Source organism: Frankia sp. R43 (assembly GCF_001306465.1).
In the GTDB taxonomy this organism is placed as follows: Bacteria; Actinomycetota; Actinomycetes; order Frankiales; family Frankiaceae; genus Parafrankia; species Parafrankia irregularis.
The window spans coordinates 930,204-947,443 of sequence record NZ_LFCW01000001.1; the positions used below are offsets into that span (position 1 = coordinate 930,204).

Annotated in this window: 17 protein-coding genes; 9 read left to right on the top strand and 8 right to left on the bottom strand. The window is 71.8% G+C overall.

The annotated features are described in order from the left end of the window. Positions 1-195: 195 nt before the first annotated feature. A complete protein-coding gene (locus ACG83_RS03300) occupies positions 196-585 on the top strand; it encodes a BlaI/MecI/CopY family transcriptional regulator (protein WP_054564649.1) in 390 nt (129 codons plus the stop codon). Further along, positions 582-1,511, top strand: a complete 930-nt coding sequence (locus tag ACG83_RS03305; RefSeq protein WP_054564650.1) for a M56 family metallopeptidase — start codon at positions 582-584, stop codon at positions 1,509-1,511. The genes ACG83_RS03300 and ACG83_RS03305 overlap by 4 nt, the downstream gene beginning before the upstream one ends. A 69-nt stretch (positions 1,512-1,580) precedes the next feature. Here ACG83_RS03305 and ACG83_RS03310 read toward each other — a convergent pair whose 3' ends face one another. The 3 genes from ACG83_RS03310 to ACG83_RS03320 all read right to left on the bottom strand — a co-directional run bounded on the left by ACG83_RS03310 (position 1,581) and on the right by ACG83_RS03320 (position 5,134). Further along, the gene (locus ACG83_RS03310; RefSeq protein ID WP_054564651.1) at positions 1,581-2,192 is read right to left on the bottom strand and encodes a DUF305 domain-containing protein; all 612 of its coding nucleotides are present in this window, start codon (positions 2,190-2,192) and stop codon (positions 1,581-1,583) included. A 91-nt stretch (positions 2,193-2,283) separates the two neighbouring features. Next, positions 2,284-2,700, bottom strand: a complete 417-nt coding sequence (locus tag ACG83_RS03315) for a hypothetical protein (protein WP_054564652.1) — start codon at positions 2,698-2,700, stop codon at positions 2,284-2,286. Positions 2,701-3,004: 304 nt separating this feature from the next. Continuing rightward, positions 3,005-5,134 carry a copper-translocating P-type ATPase gene (locus ACG83_RS03320; RefSeq protein ID WP_235497561.1) on the bottom strand — a complete coding sequence of 710 codons (2,130 nt, stop codon included), beginning with the start codon at positions 5,132-5,134 and terminating at the stop codon, positions 3,005-3,007. Positions 5,135-5,550: 416 nt separating this feature from the next. Between ACG83_RS03320 and ACG83_RS03325 the strand changes: the two genes are divergently transcribed. From ACG83_RS03325 to ACG83_RS03350, 6 genes are all read left to right on the top strand, one after another. Continuing rightward, a complete protein-coding gene (locus tag ACG83_RS03325) occupies positions 5,551-6,681 on the top strand; it encodes a sulfite exporter TauE/SafE family protein (protein WP_054564653.1) in 1,131 nt (376 codons plus the stop codon). Positions 6,682-6,793: 112 nt separating this feature from the next. Then, on the top strand, positions 6,794-7,015 hold the full coding sequence (locus ACG83_RS03330) for a heavy-metal-associated domain-containing protein (protein WP_054564654.1): 222 nt from the start codon (positions 6,794-6,796) through the stop codon (positions 7,013-7,015). 44 nt (positions 7,016-7,059) lie between these two features. Continuing rightward, on the top strand, positions 7,060-7,845 hold the full coding sequence (locus tag ACG83_RS03335; protein WP_235497562.1) for a hypothetical protein: 786 nt from the start codon (positions 7,060-7,062) through the stop codon (positions 7,843-7,845). Between the two features lie 169 nt (positions 7,846-8,014). Continuing rightward, positions 8,015-8,221 (top strand): heavy-metal-associated domain-containing protein, encoded by a 207-nt coding sequence (locus tag ACG83_RS03340; protein WP_054564655.1) that lies wholly within the window; start codon positions 8,015-8,017, stop codon positions 8,219-8,221. A gap of 53 nt (positions 8,222-8,274) precedes the next feature. Further along, the gene (locus ACG83_RS45745; protein ID WP_054564656.1) at positions 8,275-8,499 is read left to right on the top strand and encodes a hypothetical protein; all 225 of its coding nucleotides are present in this window, start codon (positions 8,275-8,277) and stop codon (positions 8,497-8,499) included. Between the two features lie 24 nt (positions 8,500-8,523). Further along, complete coding sequence (locus ACG83_RS03350; protein WP_235497564.1) at positions 8,524-11,052, top strand: cation-translocating P-type ATPase; 2,529 nt, start codon at positions 8,524-8,526, stop codon at positions 11,050-11,052. A 33-nt stretch (positions 11,053-11,085) separates the two neighbouring features. Here ACG83_RS03350 and ACG83_RS03355 read toward each other — a convergent pair whose 3' ends face one another. Next, positions 11,086-11,796 (bottom strand): hypothetical protein, encoded by a 711-nt coding sequence (locus ACG83_RS03355; RefSeq protein WP_235497565.1) that lies wholly within the window; start codon positions 11,794-11,796, stop codon positions 11,086-11,088. A 38-nt stretch (positions 11,797-11,834) separates the two neighbouring features. On the opposite strand from ACG83_RS03355, the gene ACG83_RS03360 reads away from it, so the two are divergent. Beyond that, a complete protein-coding gene (locus ACG83_RS03360; RefSeq protein ID WP_054564657.1) occupies positions 11,835-12,485 on the top strand; it encodes a TetR/AcrR family transcriptional regulator in 651 nt (216 codons plus the stop codon). Between the two features lie 107 nt (positions 12,486-12,592). Here ACG83_RS03360 and ACG83_RS03365 read toward each other — a convergent pair whose 3' ends face one another. From ACG83_RS03365 to ACG83_RS03380, 4 genes are read right to left on the bottom strand one after another with little or no spacing between them, the layout of a single operon-like run. After that, positions 12,593-14,179 carry a class I adenylate-forming enzyme family protein gene (locus tag ACG83_RS03365; RefSeq protein ID WP_054564658.1) on the bottom strand — a complete coding sequence of 529 codons (1,587 nt, stop codon included), beginning with the start codon at positions 14,177-14,179 and terminating at the stop codon, positions 12,593-12,595. Next, positions 14,176-15,066 carry an amidohydrolase family protein gene (locus ACG83_RS03370; RefSeq protein ID WP_054564659.1) on the bottom strand — a complete coding sequence of 297 codons (891 nt, stop codon included), beginning with the start codon at positions 15,064-15,066 and terminating at the stop codon, positions 14,176-14,178. Before ACG83_RS03370 ends, ACG83_RS03365 begins: the two co-directional genes overlap by 4 nt. Beyond that, on the bottom strand, positions 15,063-16,031 hold the full coding sequence (locus tag ACG83_RS03375; RefSeq protein ID WP_054564660.1) for an enoyl-CoA hydratase-related protein: 969 nt from the start codon (positions 16,029-16,031) through the stop codon (positions 15,063-15,065). The genes ACG83_RS03370 and ACG83_RS03375 overlap by 4 nt, the downstream gene beginning before the upstream one ends. A gap of 30 nt (positions 16,032-16,061) precedes the next feature. Next, positions 16,062-17,240: an amidohydrolase family protein gene (locus tag ACG83_RS03380; protein ID WP_054564661.1), complete on the bottom strand. Its 1,179-nt coding sequence runs from the start codon at positions 17,238-17,240 to the stop codon at positions 16,062-16,064.

A 17,240-nucleotide genomic window follows, 5' to 3' on the forward strand; every position in this document is an offset into this window, starting at 1 on the left:
GACGAACGGATCGGGCCGCACCAGTCCGTCCCGCGACCGGCAAGACTGCGGAGATGGACGCAGGTCACCGGCCGCACCGATGTCCATCGATGTCCAGAGGCAGCCGATGGCGGCGACCGGGGCAGGCAGGACCGCTCTCGTCGGCGTGGGATGAGATGGATGCGGTGCTTGTCAGGTGCCGTGCGAGGGGGAGTCGTGGAACAACTCGGCGATCTGGAGGCCGACATCATGGACCGGGTGTGGTCCGCACGCGGTCCGGTGGCCGTCCGTGATGTCCGGGCACTGCTCGCGCCGGAGCGCCCGTTGGCCTACACGACGGTGATGACGGTGATGGACCGGCTGTTCCACAAAGGGTGGCTGACCCGGGAACGCGCCGGGCGTTCCTACCGCTACCAGCCCGCGTTGAGCCGAAGCGCCTACACCGCCCAGCTGATGAGGTCGGTGCTCTCCGGGGCGGACGACCGAGGCCTGGCGCTGCTCCACTTCGTGCAGGCCATGGATGCCACGGAGTACGAGACATTGCGTGAAGCGGTGCAGTGGCACTCCGCCAGCCGTGGTCGCGGCGACGAGGAACCCGCCCCGTGATCTTCGGTGTTCTGTCGGTGTACGCGGCCGTCGTCGCCTGCGGCCTGCCCTACTCCCTCCGCGACGCTTCCTGGTCCTCCCGCGCGCCCCGGCTCGCCGTCGTCATGTGGCTCGCCGCGATGATCTCCGTGGTATCCGTGGCGGCGTTGGCCGCGGCGCTCCTGTTCGTACCGCTGCACGCGATCGGGGACACGCTGGTCCTGCTCGTCCAGTGGTGTGGTTGGAGCGACCACAGCCTGACGGTCTCCGCCCGATGGACGGCTCCGCGGACTGCCGGCGTGGTCGTAGGTGCCGCCGCGGCGCTCCGCCTCCTCCAGGTCGCTGTAACCGTCGCCGTCGGAGGCCGCCGGTCGCGCGTCCGCCACCGCCATGACGTCCGCCTGCTCGGGCGTTTCCATCCTGCGCTGCGGATCTACATCCTGGATCACGCTGGTCGCAGTGCGTTCTGCCTCCCTGGCCGCAGCGGGGGCGTCGTCATCACCGAAGGCGCGCTGCGGGCTCTGCGCCCCACCGAACTCGACGCCGTCATCGCGCACGAACGCGCCCATCTCGCCGGCAGGCACCACCTCATCCTCGCCACGACGGCAATCCTGGCCAGGGCGTTCCCGATCGTGCCGCTCTTCGTCGCAGGCCACGAGGAGCTGCGCCGGCTCCTGGAGCTCACCGCCGACGACAGCGCGGCCCGGCGCAGCGCTCCCCACGTCGTCGCCGAAGCCGTGCTGAGGCTCGCTGCTCCCCCGGCCCCAGTGCTGGGCATGGCGAACACCGCGGTCCGGCAACGGGTACTACGCCTGCTGGCCGCGGATCCGCCGCTGCCCCGCTCCGCCGTTGCCACTCGCGGCCTCCTCGCCGCCGCGCTGCTGCTCCTGCCACTCGTGATGACCGTGGTTCCGGCTCTGCATGATCTCGGATATCACTGCGCCTGACCGTCGCGTCCGGGATCCGAGGTGCTTTGGGGCGCCAGCCGTACGCCGGCGCCCCAGGGACCTGGTCGGCTATCCGGTGCCGAGCAGCCCCTTCATGGTTGCGACCTCTGCGGTCTGGGTGGACACGATCGTCCCTGCCAGTGCGACGGCGTCGGGGAACCGCCCGTCCCGCTGCTCGGTGCGCGCCATCTCGATCGCGCCCTCGTGGTGCCGGATCATCATCTCGCAGAACATCCGGTCGAAGGCCGGTCCGGACGCCCCCCGGAGAGCGGCCATGTCGGTCTCCGACATCATTCCCATGCCCTCGGTGTCGTGCCCCCCGCCGCCGTGACCCCCGCCGGGCATGGCGGTGGGTTCGCCCCACGCGTCAAGCCAGCCGGTCATCGTCGCGATCTCCGGTGCCTGCGCCGTCCCGATCTGCTGGGCCAGCGTGAGCACCGCCGGGTCGGTGGCCCGCCCGGGTGCCAGCTCCGCCATCTCCACGGCCTGCTGATGGTGCGGGATCATCATCTGGGCGAACATCACGTCCGCGGCGTTGTGGTCGCCGGCGCTGACGGCGCTGCCGCTTCCTGCCGTGGTGGACGAGGATGGCGCGGGGGCGTCGCCGCTCCCACAGGCCACGAGCGTGGCCGCCAGGGCCAGTCCTACCGCGGCGAGTCCAGGGTGGTGTCTTCTTCGCACAGGTCGTCCTCGGTGTCGGGGTGCCAACGGAGCTGAGGCCGGAGCCGCCGAGCGCGCCGGCAGGCGTGCGCGACGTCCGGCGCCGGGCCGCTCACAGCCGCCACACGCAGTAGACGGACAGGTCGGTCAGGTACCGAGGTGGTGGCGTCGGCGGCGGATCGCCCCGCGTCTGCCGCGTCCCGGCGGAGGCGGAAGCGTCAGCGGAGGTAGGCATGGCCGCCAGGTCGTGCGGTTCGCCGTGGCGAGCGACCGGTTCGGGGTCGTCACGAAACACCGCCGAACAGAGCGTGCCCCGGTGGCCGTGGTCTCCACCGCCGGGCTGGTGCGGGTGGGGGCAGCGCTGGTGGACGTCACGGCCGGTTCCCTCGACGCAGAGCGGCGAGCCGAGTGCGTGCACCTGCGCGGCCAGGCCTGCGTGCATCGCCAGCAGCCCGAGCAGGACGGCTGACACGAGCACGAGCCGGGCCCAGAGTGCGCCGTGTCGTGCCGTTGCCTCGCAGCGCGTCACGTCACCCTCTCCGCTTCCGCCACCGGGATTCTACTACGGGCACTAGTACTCGACGTCGCACCCCTTCGTCCGCGAGCGGACACGACACGCCATCCAGGACGGCTTTATCGGCTTTTTTCTGGTTTCTCCCGCGAAGGATCACGCCCGCAGGCGGCGACAGGGCCGCACGCGCGCCGAGCATGCACGAGAACCTACTATTTGAAGTAGTAGTTCACGGTCGGGCCATGGGCTCGCCGACCGGTTCGGGCAGGTCGGCATCCTGGTACGCGGTGTCGGCACCGGCCGCGGCCACTGCGCTGCGGTGCTAGTCCACGTGCGGCCCTGTCGACGTCCGGGGCAGCTTCTGCCGTTTGAGCAGCAGGGCGTTCACCGCGACCAGGAAACTGGACCCGGACATCGTCAGCGCGGCGATCTCGGGTCGTAGCGTGAGGCCGACGAGGGGTGCGAAGACACCGGCGGCGATCGGCAGGGCGACCGTGTTGTAGCCGACCGCCCAGGCCAGGTTCTGGCGCATCTTGCGGACGGTGGCCCGGCCGACGAGCAGAGCGGTGGGCACGTCCAGCGGGTCGGAGCGCATGAGCACGACGTCCGCGGTCTCGATCGCCACATCGGTGCCGGCGCCGATCGCGATACCGAGGTCGGCCTGCGCCAGCGCCGGGGCGTCGTTGACGCCGTCGCCGACCATCGCCACCCGCCGGCCGCCGGCCTGCAACCGTGCGATCTCCGCCGCCTTGTCACCTGGCAGGACCTCGGCGATCACCGTGTCGATGCCGAGTTCCCTCCCGATCCGCCGCGCCGTGCCCGTGTTGTCGCCGGTGAGCATCACGACCTCGACGCCCGCGTCGTGCAGGGCGGTGACCGCCGCCGCGGCGCTCGGCCGCGGTGCGTCGGCGAGACCGACGAGGCCGGCGATCCGCCCGTCGACCGCCACCAGCACGGCCGTGCGCCCGTCAGCTGCGAGGGCGTCGAGCCGGAAGGCGGCATCACCGAGCGCGACCCCCTCGGCCCGCATCAGCCGGCTGTTGCCGACCGCGACCCGGTGCCCGTCGACGGTGGCCACCGCGCCCTGCCCCGGGACGTTGGTGAACGCCTCGGCAGGCCGCCGGGGCACTCCGCGCACGTCGGCGTGGCGGGCGATCGCCGCCGCGAGCGGATGCTCGGATTCCCGTTCGACCGCAGCGACCAGCGGCAGCAGGTCCTCTTCGGGGAAGCTGGGTGTGGGGAAGCTGAGTGTGGGGAAGCTGAGTGCCTCGATGCCGGTGACCTCGGGCTCGCCCTTCGTCAGCGTGCCGGTCTTGTCCATGACGACCGTGGTGACACCGGCAGCGGCCTCCAGCGCGGTCGCGTTCTTGAACAGGACGCCCCGGCCGGCACCCAGCCCGGTGCCGACCATGATCGCTGTCGGGGTGGCCAGGCCGAGGGCGTCCGGGCAGGTGATGACGACGACGGTGATCGCGAACAGCACCGCCTCCTGCGTCGGCCGGTCGGTGGCGAGCAGCCACACCAGCCCGGTGGCGAGCCCGCCCACGAGGGCTACCAGGACAAGCCAGAAGGCGGCCCGGTCGGCCAGCCGCTGGCCGGGAGCGCGGCTGTTCTGCGCCTGCTGGACCAGGGAGACGATCTGCGCCAGGGCGGTGTCGGCGCCGACCTTCACAGCCCGGACCCGCAGGATGCCGGTGGTGTTGATGGTCGCACCGATCACCTCGGACCCCGGCGCCTTGTGGACGGGCAGGCTCTCGCCGGTGACCATCGACTCGTCGATGTCGGACTCGCCGGCGACGACCACCGCGTCGACCGGGATCCGGCCGCCCGGCCGGACCAGCAGCAGGTCCCCGACGACCACCTGCGCGGTCGGCACCTCGACAGGCTCGCCGTCCCGCAGCACCAGCGCCTTCTCCGGCGCCAGCTCCAGCAACGAGCGGATCGCGTCGTTGGCTCCGCCGCGGGCACGCATCTCGAACCAGTGGCCCAGCAGCACGAAGGCGGCGAGCACGGTGGCCGCCTCGTAGAAGACCTCGCCGCCGCCGGTGAGGGTGACGACCAGGGAGTACGTCCAGCCGGTACCGATCGCGACGGCGACGAGGACCATCATGTCCAGGGTCCGCGCACGTAGCGCTCTGAACGCCCCGTCGAAGAAGATCCACGAAGCCCAGAAGATCACTGGCAGGCTCAGGATCAGCTGGAACACGTCGTTGCGCAGCCCGAACGGCGCAGGGACGTCGAAGCCGAGCACGTCCCTGCCGATCGCCGACCACAGCAGGATCGGGACCGAGAAGACCGCGGCCACCAGGAACCGACGGCGCATGTCGGCGACCGTCGCGGCCATCGACAGGTCGCCGTGCCCACCGTGGCCCATCGCCTCATGCCCAGAGGCGACCGGGACCCCGTCTCCTCCCGGCCCGCGACCGTCCTGCAGACCGCCAGCCCTCACCATCTACTGCACCACGTAGTAGTTCATCGAGCCAAACCCTCTTCCCTGGACGGCCGGATCGCCCACCGGCCCCCACTCTCTGCGGCGAAGACCCAGATGCTCGGAGCGGGAGACAAGCAAAGCGCTTACTACCACCGTCACCGCCTCGACAGCGGGTTGGACCACATCGACCGGTCACCGTCGACCCGCTTTTCTACTACGTGAAGTAGTGGTTTAGCGTGACCTTCGGCCGCTCACGCCGGACCGCCCGCTGATCCCACCCCGGTTCCGGTGCTCCCTTCGACAAGCAGTCGGGCAGGAAACAGGAAAGGGGTTCCACACCGAAGGCGCCCACGACGTCGGGCGCCGCCGCCTTCTCCCCAACCGGTACTCGACCGGGAGTCCTCGCTCGATCCCCTACCCGCCGCCGCGGAGGTCCGGTGAATCTCGCAGCTGTTCTCGTGACCGGCCTGTTCGCGGGCGGGGTGTCCTGTGCCGCGGTCCAGGGCGGGCTGCTGACCGGTCTGATCACCCGGCAGCACGCCGCCGCAGCGGGATCGGCACGGTCGTCGGGCGGCGCTCCCCTGCGCGGCCGCCATTCTGTCCGGGTCCAACGCGCGCGGTCCGGTCCCAGACGGCGGCCGCAGCAGGTCGGGACGGAACCGGACTGGCGCACGCGGCTCGGTGACGACCTCACACCGGTCGGTGGGTTCCTGGCCGGCAAGCTGGTCTCGCATGTCGCGCTCGGGGCGCTGCTGGGGGCGGCCGGCAGCGCGGTGGAGCTGTCGGTCGGCGCCCGCACCTGGCTGCAGATCGGTGCCGGCCTGCTGATCATTCTGTTCGGTCTCGCCCAGCTCGGCGTGCCCGGATTCCGCCACGTCGTCGTCGAACCACCCGCGTCGTGGACGAGGATCGTCCGCCGGCGGGCCCGATCGCAGGCCGCCCTGGCACCCGCGCTGCTCGGCCTGGCGACCGTGCTCATCCCCTGCGGGGTGACACTGTCGGTGGAGGCGCTGGCACTCGCCGCCGGGTCCGCGCCGGCGGGCGCGGCCACGATGGGAGTGTTCGTCCTCGGCACCGGCCCGCTGTTCGCCGTCCTCGGTTATGCCGCCCGCAAGGCCGCGACCGCGTGGCGCAGCCGACTGGCCCTGGTCACCGGACTGGTCGTCCTGGCGATGGGGCTCTACACCCTCAACGGCGGCCTGCAGCTGGCCGGTTCGCCCCTCGCCGCGGGCCGTCTCGCCGAAACCCTCGGTCTCACCCAGCCACCGGCGGCCGACACATCCGCCACCTCGACCGCCGGTGGCCGCCAGACCGTGGAGATCACCGCCCGCGCCGACTCCTACAGCCCGGGCAACGTCCAGGTTCAGGCCGGTGTGCCCACCACGCTGGTCGTGCACTCGGAGAACGTGCGGGGCTGCATCCGGTCGTTCGTCATCCCCGGTCACGACGTCGAGGAGATCCTGCCAACCCAGGGGGACACGGCGATCGACCTCGGAGTTCTGGAGCCCGGCCAGCTGCGCTACGCGTGCGGCATGGGCATGTACACCGGCCTCATCACCGTCGTCTGAACCTCGTCCGCACCGTCATCCGACCTCGTCCATCTCGACCGAACGATCGACCGAACGACCGAACGCCCTGCCCTGCCCTGCCCTGCCCCAACGAGGAGAACGGAGTACCACGGTGCCCGTCACCACGCACACCTTCCGCGTCGAAGGAATGCACTGCGGCAGCTGCTCGCTGCTCATCGACGACGCGTTGGAGGACCTGCCCGGCGTGCGCGGCGCGCGGACCGCCCTCCGGCAGGCGCGCACCACGGTCGAGCTCGACCTCGACCAGAACAGCCCGCAGGACGTCGTCGCGGTGATCGAAGAGCTCGGCTACCAGGCCTCGCCACTGCCGTGACGTATCCGGGCAGCGGACACACCAGCCGGCGGTACGCGGCACCGGTGGACAGTCCCCCGACCGCACCGCTTGTCATCCGCCGGACGGGACGTCACGCGGCCCGCAACGCGGACGCGGCCCGCGCAGGGCGCCGGAGGCAGACCGAATCCCGGATCATGGACGACACGGGAGCGGGCCGCATCCTGGCGGCATTCGCCTCGCTCGGCGCCGCCGCCACCCACGCCGCGGTCGCGCCGAGCCATTTCGGCAGCTGGCCGCTGTCCGGGGTGTTCTTCATCGCGACCGCGATCTTCCAGGCGGGCTGGGCCCTCCCCGCGCTCCGGCAGGCCGGCCGACGGACGATGGCCGCGGGCCTGCTGGTCAACGCCGGGTCGATCCTGCTGTGGCTTGTCAGCCGGACCTCCGGGCTCCCCGTCGGCCCCCACGCCGGACTGCCCGAACAGGTCGACCGAGTCGACCTCACCACGGTCTCGTTCGAGGCGGTGGTCTGCGTCGTCGCGCTGTGGGAGCTGTGGTCCCGGCACGCCCGCGGGTTCCGCTCCTCCTTCAGCGCGGCCGTCGTGATCGGTGCCGCCGGCGCCGGTGTCACCGGCCTCGCGATCCCCGCGGTGGAACTCGCCGGTTCGCACAGCCACAGCCACCCGACGACGGACGAATCCGTCCCGCACTCCCACGGTCAGGACGGGGAGCATCCGGCGACCCCAACCCCAGGCGGCGGCGACGGCGTACCCCCCACGTCACCGGCGGTGGGAGAGACCGGCGAACCGGAGCGGCCTCGGCCCGCGTCGAGCCACACCCATGCCCCGGGTACCGCACCCCACAACGACTGAGTCCGGGTTTCACACCTGGCCCCTGGCAGGTGTCGTGCTCCGAACAGCGGAGGGCGCACCTCTTTCCATGGATACCCCCCGGGGGTATGTTCGGTGCGTCGAGCCAGCCGCCGCCAGGGCGCGTGGCCCGTCGAGCAGCAGCACCTCGCCAGATCCGAGGGAGGACCCGATGAGCGAGACCACCTACACCGTGACCGGCATGACCTGTGCGCACTGCGTCGCCTCGGTCAGCGAGGAACTCGGCGAGATCGCCGGCGTCACCGACGTGGCGGTGGACCTGGGCTCCGGCGCCGTCACGGTGACCAGTGACCGGCAGCTCGATCCGGTCGAGGTTCGTACCGCGGTCGAGGAAGCCGGCTACCAGCTCGTCGGCTGAGGCCGGCGCCGCGGGACGCGGCCACGGCCACGCCCCGCGAGAAGGAGGTACGCATGAACACGATCGCGAAACTGTCCGCCTTCGGTGCGGCGCTCGCCCTGGTCTTCGGCGGTGCCTACGGCGTCGGCACGGCAGTCGGCCCGCTCGACGCGGCCACCACCAGTACGGACCACGACGACGCCGCCACCGCCGGCGGCGGCCACGGAGGCGACCACAGCGGCTCCGCCCCGGACCTGCCGGGTGCCATCGAGCGCGGCACCGACGGCCATGGCCACTGATCGCGAAGGGAAGGTACGGCCGGTATGAGCGCAACCACGACGACGACCACCGGCGCCGCGATCACCGAGATCGAGCTTGCGATCGGCGGGATGACCTGCGCGTCCTGCGCGAACCGGATCGAACGCAGGCTGAACAAGATCGACGGTGTCACGGCCACCGTCAACTACGCCACCGAGAAGGCCCGGGTGAGCGCCCCAGGCGGCGTCGACCCGGCCGTGCTGGTCGCCCAGGTGGAGGCAGCCGGCTACACCGCCGACCTGCCCCGGCCGCCGGCCGCGGACCTGGAACCGGGCGCGGCCGGAACCGGGGCCGGCGCCGAACCCGATCCGACCCGGTCGCTGCGCCACCGCCTGATCACCAGCATCGTGCTCGCGGTTCCGGTCATCGCGATGGCGATGACGCCCTCCCTGCAGTTCACGAACTGGCAGTGGTACTCCCTCGCCCTCGCAAGCCCCGTCGTGACCTGGGCCGCCTGGCCGTTCCACCGCGCCGCCTGGACGAACCTGCGCCACGGCGCCGCGACGATGGACACACTGATCTCGATCGGCGTCAGCGCGGCGTTCGGCTGGTCGCTGTACGCCCTGCAGTTCGGCACCGCCGGGACACCGGGGATGACGCACCCGTTCGAGCTGACGATCGCCCGCGGCGACGGCACCGGCAACATCTACCTGGAAGTCGCCGCCGGCGTCACCACCTTCATCCTCGCCGGTCGGTACTTCGAAGCACGGGCGAAGCGACAGGCCGGCGCCGCGCTGCGCGCACTGCTCGAACTCGGCGCCAAGGACGTCGCCGTCCTGCGCGACGGCGCCGAGATCCGGATCCCGATCAGCCAGCTGGCCGTCGGCGAGCGGTTCGTCGTCCGGCCCGGCGAGCGGATCGCCACCGACGGCGTGGTCGACGAGGGATCCTCGGCCGTCGACGCCTCGATGCTGACCGGCGAGTCCGTCCCCGTCGAGGTCGCCCCAGGTGACACCGTCACCGGAGCGACGGTGAACGCCGGCGGACGTCTGATCGTGCGTGCCACCCGCGTCGGCGCCGACACCCAGCTCGCCCAGATGGCGAAACTCGTCGAGGACGCCCAGACCGGCAAGGCCGCAGCGCAGCGGCTCGCCGACCGGATCTCCGGCGTGTTCGTGCCCGTCGTCATCGCTCTCGCGGCTGCCACCCTGGCCTTCTGGCTCGGCGCGGACGCCGGCCCGGCCGCCGCGTTCACCGCCGCGGTCGCCGTACTGATCATCGCCTGCCCCTGCGCCCTCGGGCTGGCCACCCCAACCGCGCTGCTGGTCGGCACCGGCCGGGGAGCGCAGCTCGGCATCCTCATCAAGGGCCCCGAAGTACTCGAATCCACCCGCCGGGTCGACACGATCGTCCTCGACAAGACCGGCACCATCACCACAGGACGCATGAGCCTGGTCGGAATCCACGTCGCCGCCGGCGCCGCTGACACCGCCGGCACGGCCGACACCGCCGGCACGGCCGGCACGGCCGGCACCGCCGGCACCGCCGGCACCGCCGGCACCGCCGACGCGGACGAGACCGAGGTGCTGCGGCTCGCGGGGGCGCTGGAGAACGCCTCCGAACACCCGATCGCCGCCGCCATCGCCCGCGGCGCCCGCGAGCGCGTCGGCGATCTGCCCGACGTCGAACAGTTCACCAACCTGGAAGGACTCGGCGTCCAGGGCGTCGTCGACGGGCACGCCGTCCTCGTCGGACGACCGGCACTCCTGGAGAAGTGGAGCCAGCCGCTGCCGCCCGACCTCGCCGCAGCCAGAACCACCGCCGAGACCGCCGGCCGCACCGCCGTCGGCGTCGCCTGGGACGGGAAGGCCCGCGCCGTCCTCGTCGTCGCGGACGTCGTGAAACCCACCTCGGCCCAGGCCGTCACCCAGCTCCGCGAGCTGGGGCTCACCCCCGTGCTGCTCACCGGCGACAACACCGCCGTCGCCCGCACCGTCGCCGCCGAGACCGGCATCGGCACCGGCCCGGACACCCTCATCGCCGAGGTACTGCCCGCCGACAAGGTCGACGTGGTCAAACGTCTGCAGGCGCAGGGCAAGGTCGTCGCGATGGTCGGCGACGGCGTCAACGACGCCCCCGCCCTCGCCCAGGCCGACCTCGGCCTCGCGATGGGCACCGGCACCGACGTCGCGATCGAGGCCAGCGACCTGACCCTCGTCCGCGGTGACCTGCGGGTCGCCGCGGACGCGATCCGGCTCTCCCGCCGCACCCTGGCCACCATCAAAGGCAACCTGTTCTGGGCCTTCGCCTACAACCTCGCGGCCCTGCCGCTGGCCGCGGCCGGCCTGCTCAACCCGATGATCGCCGGTGCCTCGATGGCGTTCAGCTCGGTGTTCGTCGTCGCGAACAGCCTGCGGCTGCGCCGGTTCGCCGCACAGGTCGACGCCCCACCCGCCACGACGGCACCCATCCCCCGACACCACCGAGACGAAGCGGCGTCGACACCCACCGAGATCGCCGGACCGGCCGGGCTACCCGGGCAGCTCCAGCCTTCCCACCGGAAAGATCTTCGAGACCCTAGCCGCCTGCCGTGAGCGGAGCTACCGCTCAGGACGCCGATTTACCGCTCAGGACACCAGGAAACAGTTCGTCACCCGGCGCAGGCAGTAACACGGCCTGGCACGCGGGCCCGCCTGTGCGGCATCCCGGTGGGGACGGCCGGCGATCCACAGGCGTTCGCCCTCCACCGACGTCCAGTGCCACAGCAGGCGCCTGCCGAAACGAATCTGTAGCGGCAGTCGGGCAAGAGGCGCGGCGCCTGTCGGGAAGGTGGGCCACCGGCCCTGTGCGCGCAGCACGATCACTTTCCGGTCGGTGACGACGACGATCCGGGGGCCGATCACGTGGTAGGTGAGCGCGGGCCACAGGAGGATGTAGAGCACGACAAGCCCGAAGAGGAGCAGGGGCACCGCGATGACGACGCCGTAGCCGAAGATCATGAAGAGGCAGTAGGCGACCCAGTAATAGATCTGGTAAGCGGCCTCGGGCACCAGAAGGTAGCCGACCACAGCGAGCGTGTAGCCGAACAAGGGCACCAGAATGCGCAGGTACGGTGTGCGCGTCTGGGCCATGAACACCTGACGGATTTCTTCGCCGGGTTCCAGGTAGGGCCGCACGCGAAAGGCGATCTTGTTGTCCATGGCCATCTCGAGGTTGAGCGTAAACGCGTTTCGGCCGGAATGCAGCCGGTGTTCGGCGGGCGAGCGTCGTGGCCGCGCATTCGACCGGCAACCGGGCCTGTCGACGTCGGGCAGACCGAGCGCCCGGCAGAGCGGCACGCGCCGGGCTGCACGTTGGTCGAGGCTAGAATCCTGATGTGGAGAACGCCATTGCCTCCCCGAGCGGGGTGGCCGCCCGCATCGCAGCGCGGACAGCGGCCGAACGGCGACGGCCCGACTACGCCAGCGAGGTCACCGCACTGATCGAGGCGGCCCGGAAGGTCATCGACGCCAGCGGCACGGCGGCGAAGGCGAGGGTGGCCGACATCGTCACCGTGGCCGGCCTGTCCAACGACGCGTTCTACCGGCACTTCCCGTCGAAGGACGCCCTGGTCGCCGCACTGATCGAGGACGGCGTCGAACGGGTCGCCGCCGCCCTCGCCCGCCGTATGGCCAAGGAACCCACGGCCGAGGGCAGAATCCGCCAGTGGCTCGACGCGGCGCTCTCCCAGACCGACGAGACCCAGGCCGCGTCCACCTCGGCGATCCTGTCGAACAGCGCCAACCTCAACACCGGCTTCCCCACCGGTGACCACAGTGCGAAACGGCCGCTCGCCGAGCTCCTCCACGAACCTTTCGCGATGCTCGGCAGCTCGACCTGCGAACTCGACGCCGAACTCGTCACCCACGCCGTCTACGGAAGAGTCAGCGGCCATCTCAGAGCCGGTACCCGCCCCACCCCTGACGAGGCGGAACGCCTCCTGCGGTTCTGTGTGTCCACGGCGCTCGATGGCAGACCGCCGGTATAGGCGGGCGATAGGTCCCCGCCACCGGTGAACCGTGGTCAATCCCGTCGCGCCGGGGGCGTGCTCCAGCGCTTCCAGGACGGGGCGCACCCTCCAGACTGTGGTGATGTTCAGACTCGGGCCGGGAAAAGGGACAGGAGCTCGAGTTTCCGGACCTTGCCGGATGCGGTCAGCGGGAACTCCTCGACGAACCGCCACCGGCGTGGAACCTTGAAGTGCGCGATGCCTTCCGCCGCGAACTCGGCCAGTTCTTCGGCGGTCACGGCGCCGGGTGTGGTGAGCCGGACGACCGCGGCGACCTCCTCGCCCCACCGGTCGCTGGGCACGGCGAGCACGGCGACGGAGTCGACGGCCGGGTGGCGCAGCAGGGCGTCCTCGACCTCGATCGGGTAGATGTTCTCGCCGCCGCGGATGATGACCTCACGGGTCCGGCCATGGATGCGGACCACGCCCGCGTCGTCGAGAGAGCCGACGTCGCCGGTGCGCAGGAAGCCGTCGGCGTCGAAGACCTCGTCGGTCGCCTTGGGCATGTCCCAGTAACCGATCATCGTCAGCGGCGATCGGACCCGGACCTCACCGATCTCGCCGCGGCCGACGACCTGCCCGCCGCCGTCGACGATGCGCAGGTCGGTGTGCGGGATCGTCACGCCGACGGTGGTCGCCACGTGATCGGCGTCCCCGGCCGGGTCGGACTGGGTGACGATGGGGCACTCCGACTGCCCGTACCCGACGGAGACGGTCGCCCCGTGCGCCTGCAGCCGCTCGACCAGCGACGGCGGCACGCTCGCCCCGCCGAGCCCGACCGACCGCACGGTGGTCAGCGCCTCGTCGAAGCCGGGGGTGTCCAGCAGCGCGTAGAACATCGTCGGCACCCCACCGGTGCGGGTCGCGCCGGTGGCCCGCATCAGCGCGACCTGCCTGACCGGGTGAAACCGGGACATCGCCACGTAGCAGCCGCCGGAGGCCAAGGCCGCAAGCACGATGACCACCGACCCGCCCACGTGGTGCAGCGGAACCGGGTTGAGCCAGACGTCCTGCTCGTCGGCGTGGAACGTCCGGGCCCGGAGGTGCCCGGCGTTGAGAGCGGCACGGTGACTGAGCGTCGCCCCTTTCGCCCGGCCGGTGGTACCCGAGGTGAACTGGATGAGGAACGGGTCCTCCGGCAGCACCACGGGCCTGTCGGCGACGGAGGGCATGGCCACGTCCTTCGCGACGCCGGTCAGGTCGACCGCCTGACAGCCGAGCCGCGGGCGGACGAGCTCGGCCGCCCGCGAGCGCAGGTCGACACCGCGGTTGTCCGCCCCGGCGAACAGCAGCCTCGGACTGGCCAGGGAGAGCGCGTGGGCCACCTCGCCGTCGGTCCAGGCCGTGTTGAACGGGACGAGCACGGCCCCGGCGAGCGCGCAGGCGTACTCGACGATCACCCATTCCGGCCCGTTGGCGGCCCACAGCGCGACCCGCTCCCCCGGCCGGGCGTTGCGGCGGATCTCGGTCGCGGCCGCCTCGGCAGCGCGAAGAAGCTCACTGTAGGTGAGGCTGTCGAGCGCGGCGGGGTCGTCGTCGACGGCCCAGACCAGCGCCGGCCGGTCAGGCTGCCCGGTGGCCCGCAGCCGCAGCTGGTCACCGACAGTGCGGTCCAGCAGTGCCTCATCGGCCCGCGCCGGGACGGCGGACAACGCCCCCCGGGCCGGGGTCATGACGCTCCCAGGCCGGCCTCGGCGCCGGCGTCAGAGCCGACGCCGAGCACCCGGGCGGCGTTGTGGCGGAGGAACTTCGGCCAGACCATGTCCTTTAACGGGACGCCGTCGAGCTCGGCGAAGGTGCGCTCCAGCTCGATGCCGAACGGGTAGTAACCACCGTAGATGACCTTGTCGGCGCCGCGGGTGTTCGCGTAGTCGATGATCGCCGCCGGGTAGTGCCTCGGCGCGAACGCGGTGGTCGAGTAGTACAGGTTCGGCCACTTCAGCAACAGCTTCACGGCCAGGTCGACCCAGGGCTCGGCGCCGTGACGCATCACGAACACCAGCTCGGGGAAGTCGTAGCACACCTGGTCGACCCGCTCGACATGCTGCGGCGCCATCGGGATGCGAGGCCCCGGCACGCCCACGGAGACGAACACGGGCAGGCCGAGTTCGACACAGGTCGCGTAGATCGGGTAGGCGTGCCGGTCGTCGATCGGCACCTGCGGCGACAGGCCCGACGGGAACAGCGTCACGGCCCGCAGGCCGTGTTCCGCCACGGCGCGGCGGATCTCGCGGACCGCGCCCATGACGTCGTTCGGGTCGACGGCGAGCGAGCCGGCGAAGCGTTCCGGGTGCTTCACCAGCGCGGTCCTCGCCGTCTCGCTGGTGATGTTGACCAGGGCCAGCTCGATGCCGTGGGCGTCCATCTTCCCCAGCGTCTCGTCGATCGCCTGCTCGTCGGAGACCTCGTCGGGCCGGTTCGCCGGCATGCCCTTGAACATGTAACCGATGGTGTTGTCCGCCCGGCCCGCGTCGCGCAGCCCGGGGATGGACGGGATGTTGCTGGTGGAACGGAAACCCATCAGGGTGTCGATCACCTTGATGTCGCGTGGTCGGGTCATCGGCTGGCCGCCTGTCTCGCGTCGTCGGCGTCGGGAAGCGTGAACCGGGCATGCGCGGGGTCAAGGCCACCGAACACGGGCTGGCGCCGCTCCCGCCAGCTGCGGACACCCTCGGCGAAGTCCGCCGAGGCCAGCGCCGCCTCCAGGTAGGCGTCACCGCGGGCGACCGCGGCCGGCAGCGTGGACGTCAGGTCCGTGTAGGTCTGGCGCTTGACGACGCCCATCGCGGCCGGCGAGCAGCGCGCGGCCAGGCCCGCCGCGTACTCCTGCGCCGCGGCGAGCAGGCCTGTGTCCTCGGCGACCCGGTTCACCAGACCCAGCCGCTCGGCCTCGGCGGCGCGGACCAGCCGGCCGGAGAGCAGCAGGTCGTTGGCGACGCCGAGCCCGACGATCCGGGGCAGCAGCCAGGTCATGCCAAGCTCGGCGATCAGTCCGCGGCGCACGAACGCGGTCGCGAACTTCGCCGACGAGCCGGCGAACCGCACGTCGCAGAACAGCGCCAGCTGCAGGCCGACCCCGAAGCAGGCCCCGTTGACCGCGGCGACGACCGGCTTCGCGATCGTCATCGCCGCCCAGTAGGTCGGCCGGGCCGCGTCGATCTCGTACGAGCCGGCGTTGGTGATGTTGTCGAGGCTGCCACCGTCGGCGCCGACGCAGAAGTCCGGCCCGGTGCCGGTCACCACCAGCGCGCGCACCTCGGGGTCCGCCGCCAGCCGGTCCAGCGCGGCGAAGAACTCCCGCCCCAGCCCGGGAGTCCAGCCGTTGCCAGGCGGCCGGTCCAGGCTGACCGTGGCCACGCCGCCGGCGACCTCGACCCCGACCGTGCCGTCCTCGGCCCACGGCGACCGGCTCGGGAACGGGGCCGCGCCAGCCGCACCAGCCGCGCGACTGGTCGTGGCTTCCGGCGGCATGCTTCCCGCCGCGATGGCCGCCTCCTCCGGCGCGGTGGTCTCAGGCCCGGTCACGAGGCAGCCCCGGCGGCGCCTGCCCGGCGGTCACAGGCTGAGGAGCGCGGCGGAGTTGTCCCGCAGGATCCGCCGGCGGGTCGCGGTGTCGAGGCCTTCGATCTCCTTCTCGAACTGCAGCGGCTCGGCGAGACCCTCGGCGTGCGGCCAGTCCGAGCCGAACAGGACGTGGTCGGCGCCGATCAGGTCGATCAGGTCGCCGATGTCGTCCTCGTAGTAGGGAGCCACCCACACGTGCCTCTTGAAGGTCTCCACCGGGTCACCCGAGAAGCCCTCCGGGGACTGGTTCGCGTACTTCTTCATCAGGCGCAGCAGCGGCCTGACCCACGCGGCGCCGTTCTCGATGCTGACCGCCCGCAGCCTCGGGTGGCGGGCGAACACGCCGTCGACCACGAGGCTGGCCATCGTGTCCTGGATGGCCCGGTCACCGACGACGATCTTGGCGAGGACGTTCGTCTTCCCGAACGCCTCCAGCCTCGCCGAGCCGCCCCACATCGCCGACATCCGGTGGTAGCCGCTGTCGCCCAGGTGGAACGCGACCGGCACGCCGGCCTCGGCGAGCCGGGCCCACACCGGGTCGTGCGCGGGATGGCCCAGCGACCGCCCGCCGGACCCCGTACCCGGCGCGGGCACCGGAGCGGGCCGGACGTGCACGATCCGCGCGCCGAGCGCGAGCACCCGCTCCACCTCGGTGACGGCGGCCTCCGGGTCGGCCAGCGAGATCAACGGGACCGCGAACAGCCGGTTCCGGTAGGCGTAGCCCCAGTCGTCCTCCAGCCAGCGGTTGAACGCGTGCAACGACGCCATCGTCGCCGGGACGTCCTCGCGCAGCGCCTCCTCCACTCCGACGCCCAGGGTCGGGTAGAGCACCGCGGCGGCGAGGCCCTGCTCGTCGAGCCGGCTGACCCGCGCGTCCCGGTCGCGGTACTCGGGGGCCAGCGGTTCGAGCTCCATCAGGGTCGCCCGGCTCACCCCCTCGGGCATGACACCGCGGAAGTAGAGGTCCAGGCAGCCGGGCTTGGTGACCGGGTTGAACGTGGGGTTCGGAATGAACTGGCTCACCCGCCCACCGAGCACCATCACGACCCGCCGGCCCTTCTGCAGCATCTGCACGCCGCGCTGGGTGAACGCCGGGTCGAGATGGCGGGTGAACGCGTCGAGCGGCTCGTAGTAGTGGTTGTCGGCGTCAATGGGCCGCAGGTCAGTCAC

Coding starts and splice junctions, on each gene's coding strand:
- ACG83_RS03320 (WP_235497561.1), bottom strand. CDS start 5,134: ATGGTGAGGGCTGGCGGTCTGCAGGACGGTCGCGGGCCGGGAGGAGAC.
- ACG83_RS03340 (WP_054564655.1), top strand. CDS start 8,015: ATGAGCGAGACCACCTACACCGTGACCGGCATGACCTGTGCGCACTGC.
- ACG83_RS45745 (WP_054564656.1), top strand. CDS start 8,275: ATGAACACGATCGCGAAACTGTCCGCCTTCGGTGCGGCGCTCGCCCTG.
- ACG83_RS03350 (WP_235497564.1), top strand. CDS start 8,524: ATGAGCGCAACCACGACGACGACCACCGGCGCCGCGATCACCGAGATC.
- ACG83_RS03365 (WP_054564658.1), bottom strand. CDS start 14,179: ATGACCCCGGCCCGGGGGGCGTTGTCCGCCGTCCCGGCGCGGGCCGAT.
- ACG83_RS03370 (WP_054564659.1), bottom strand. CDS start 15,066: ATGACCCGACCACGCGACATCAAGGTGATCGACACCCTGATGGGTTTC.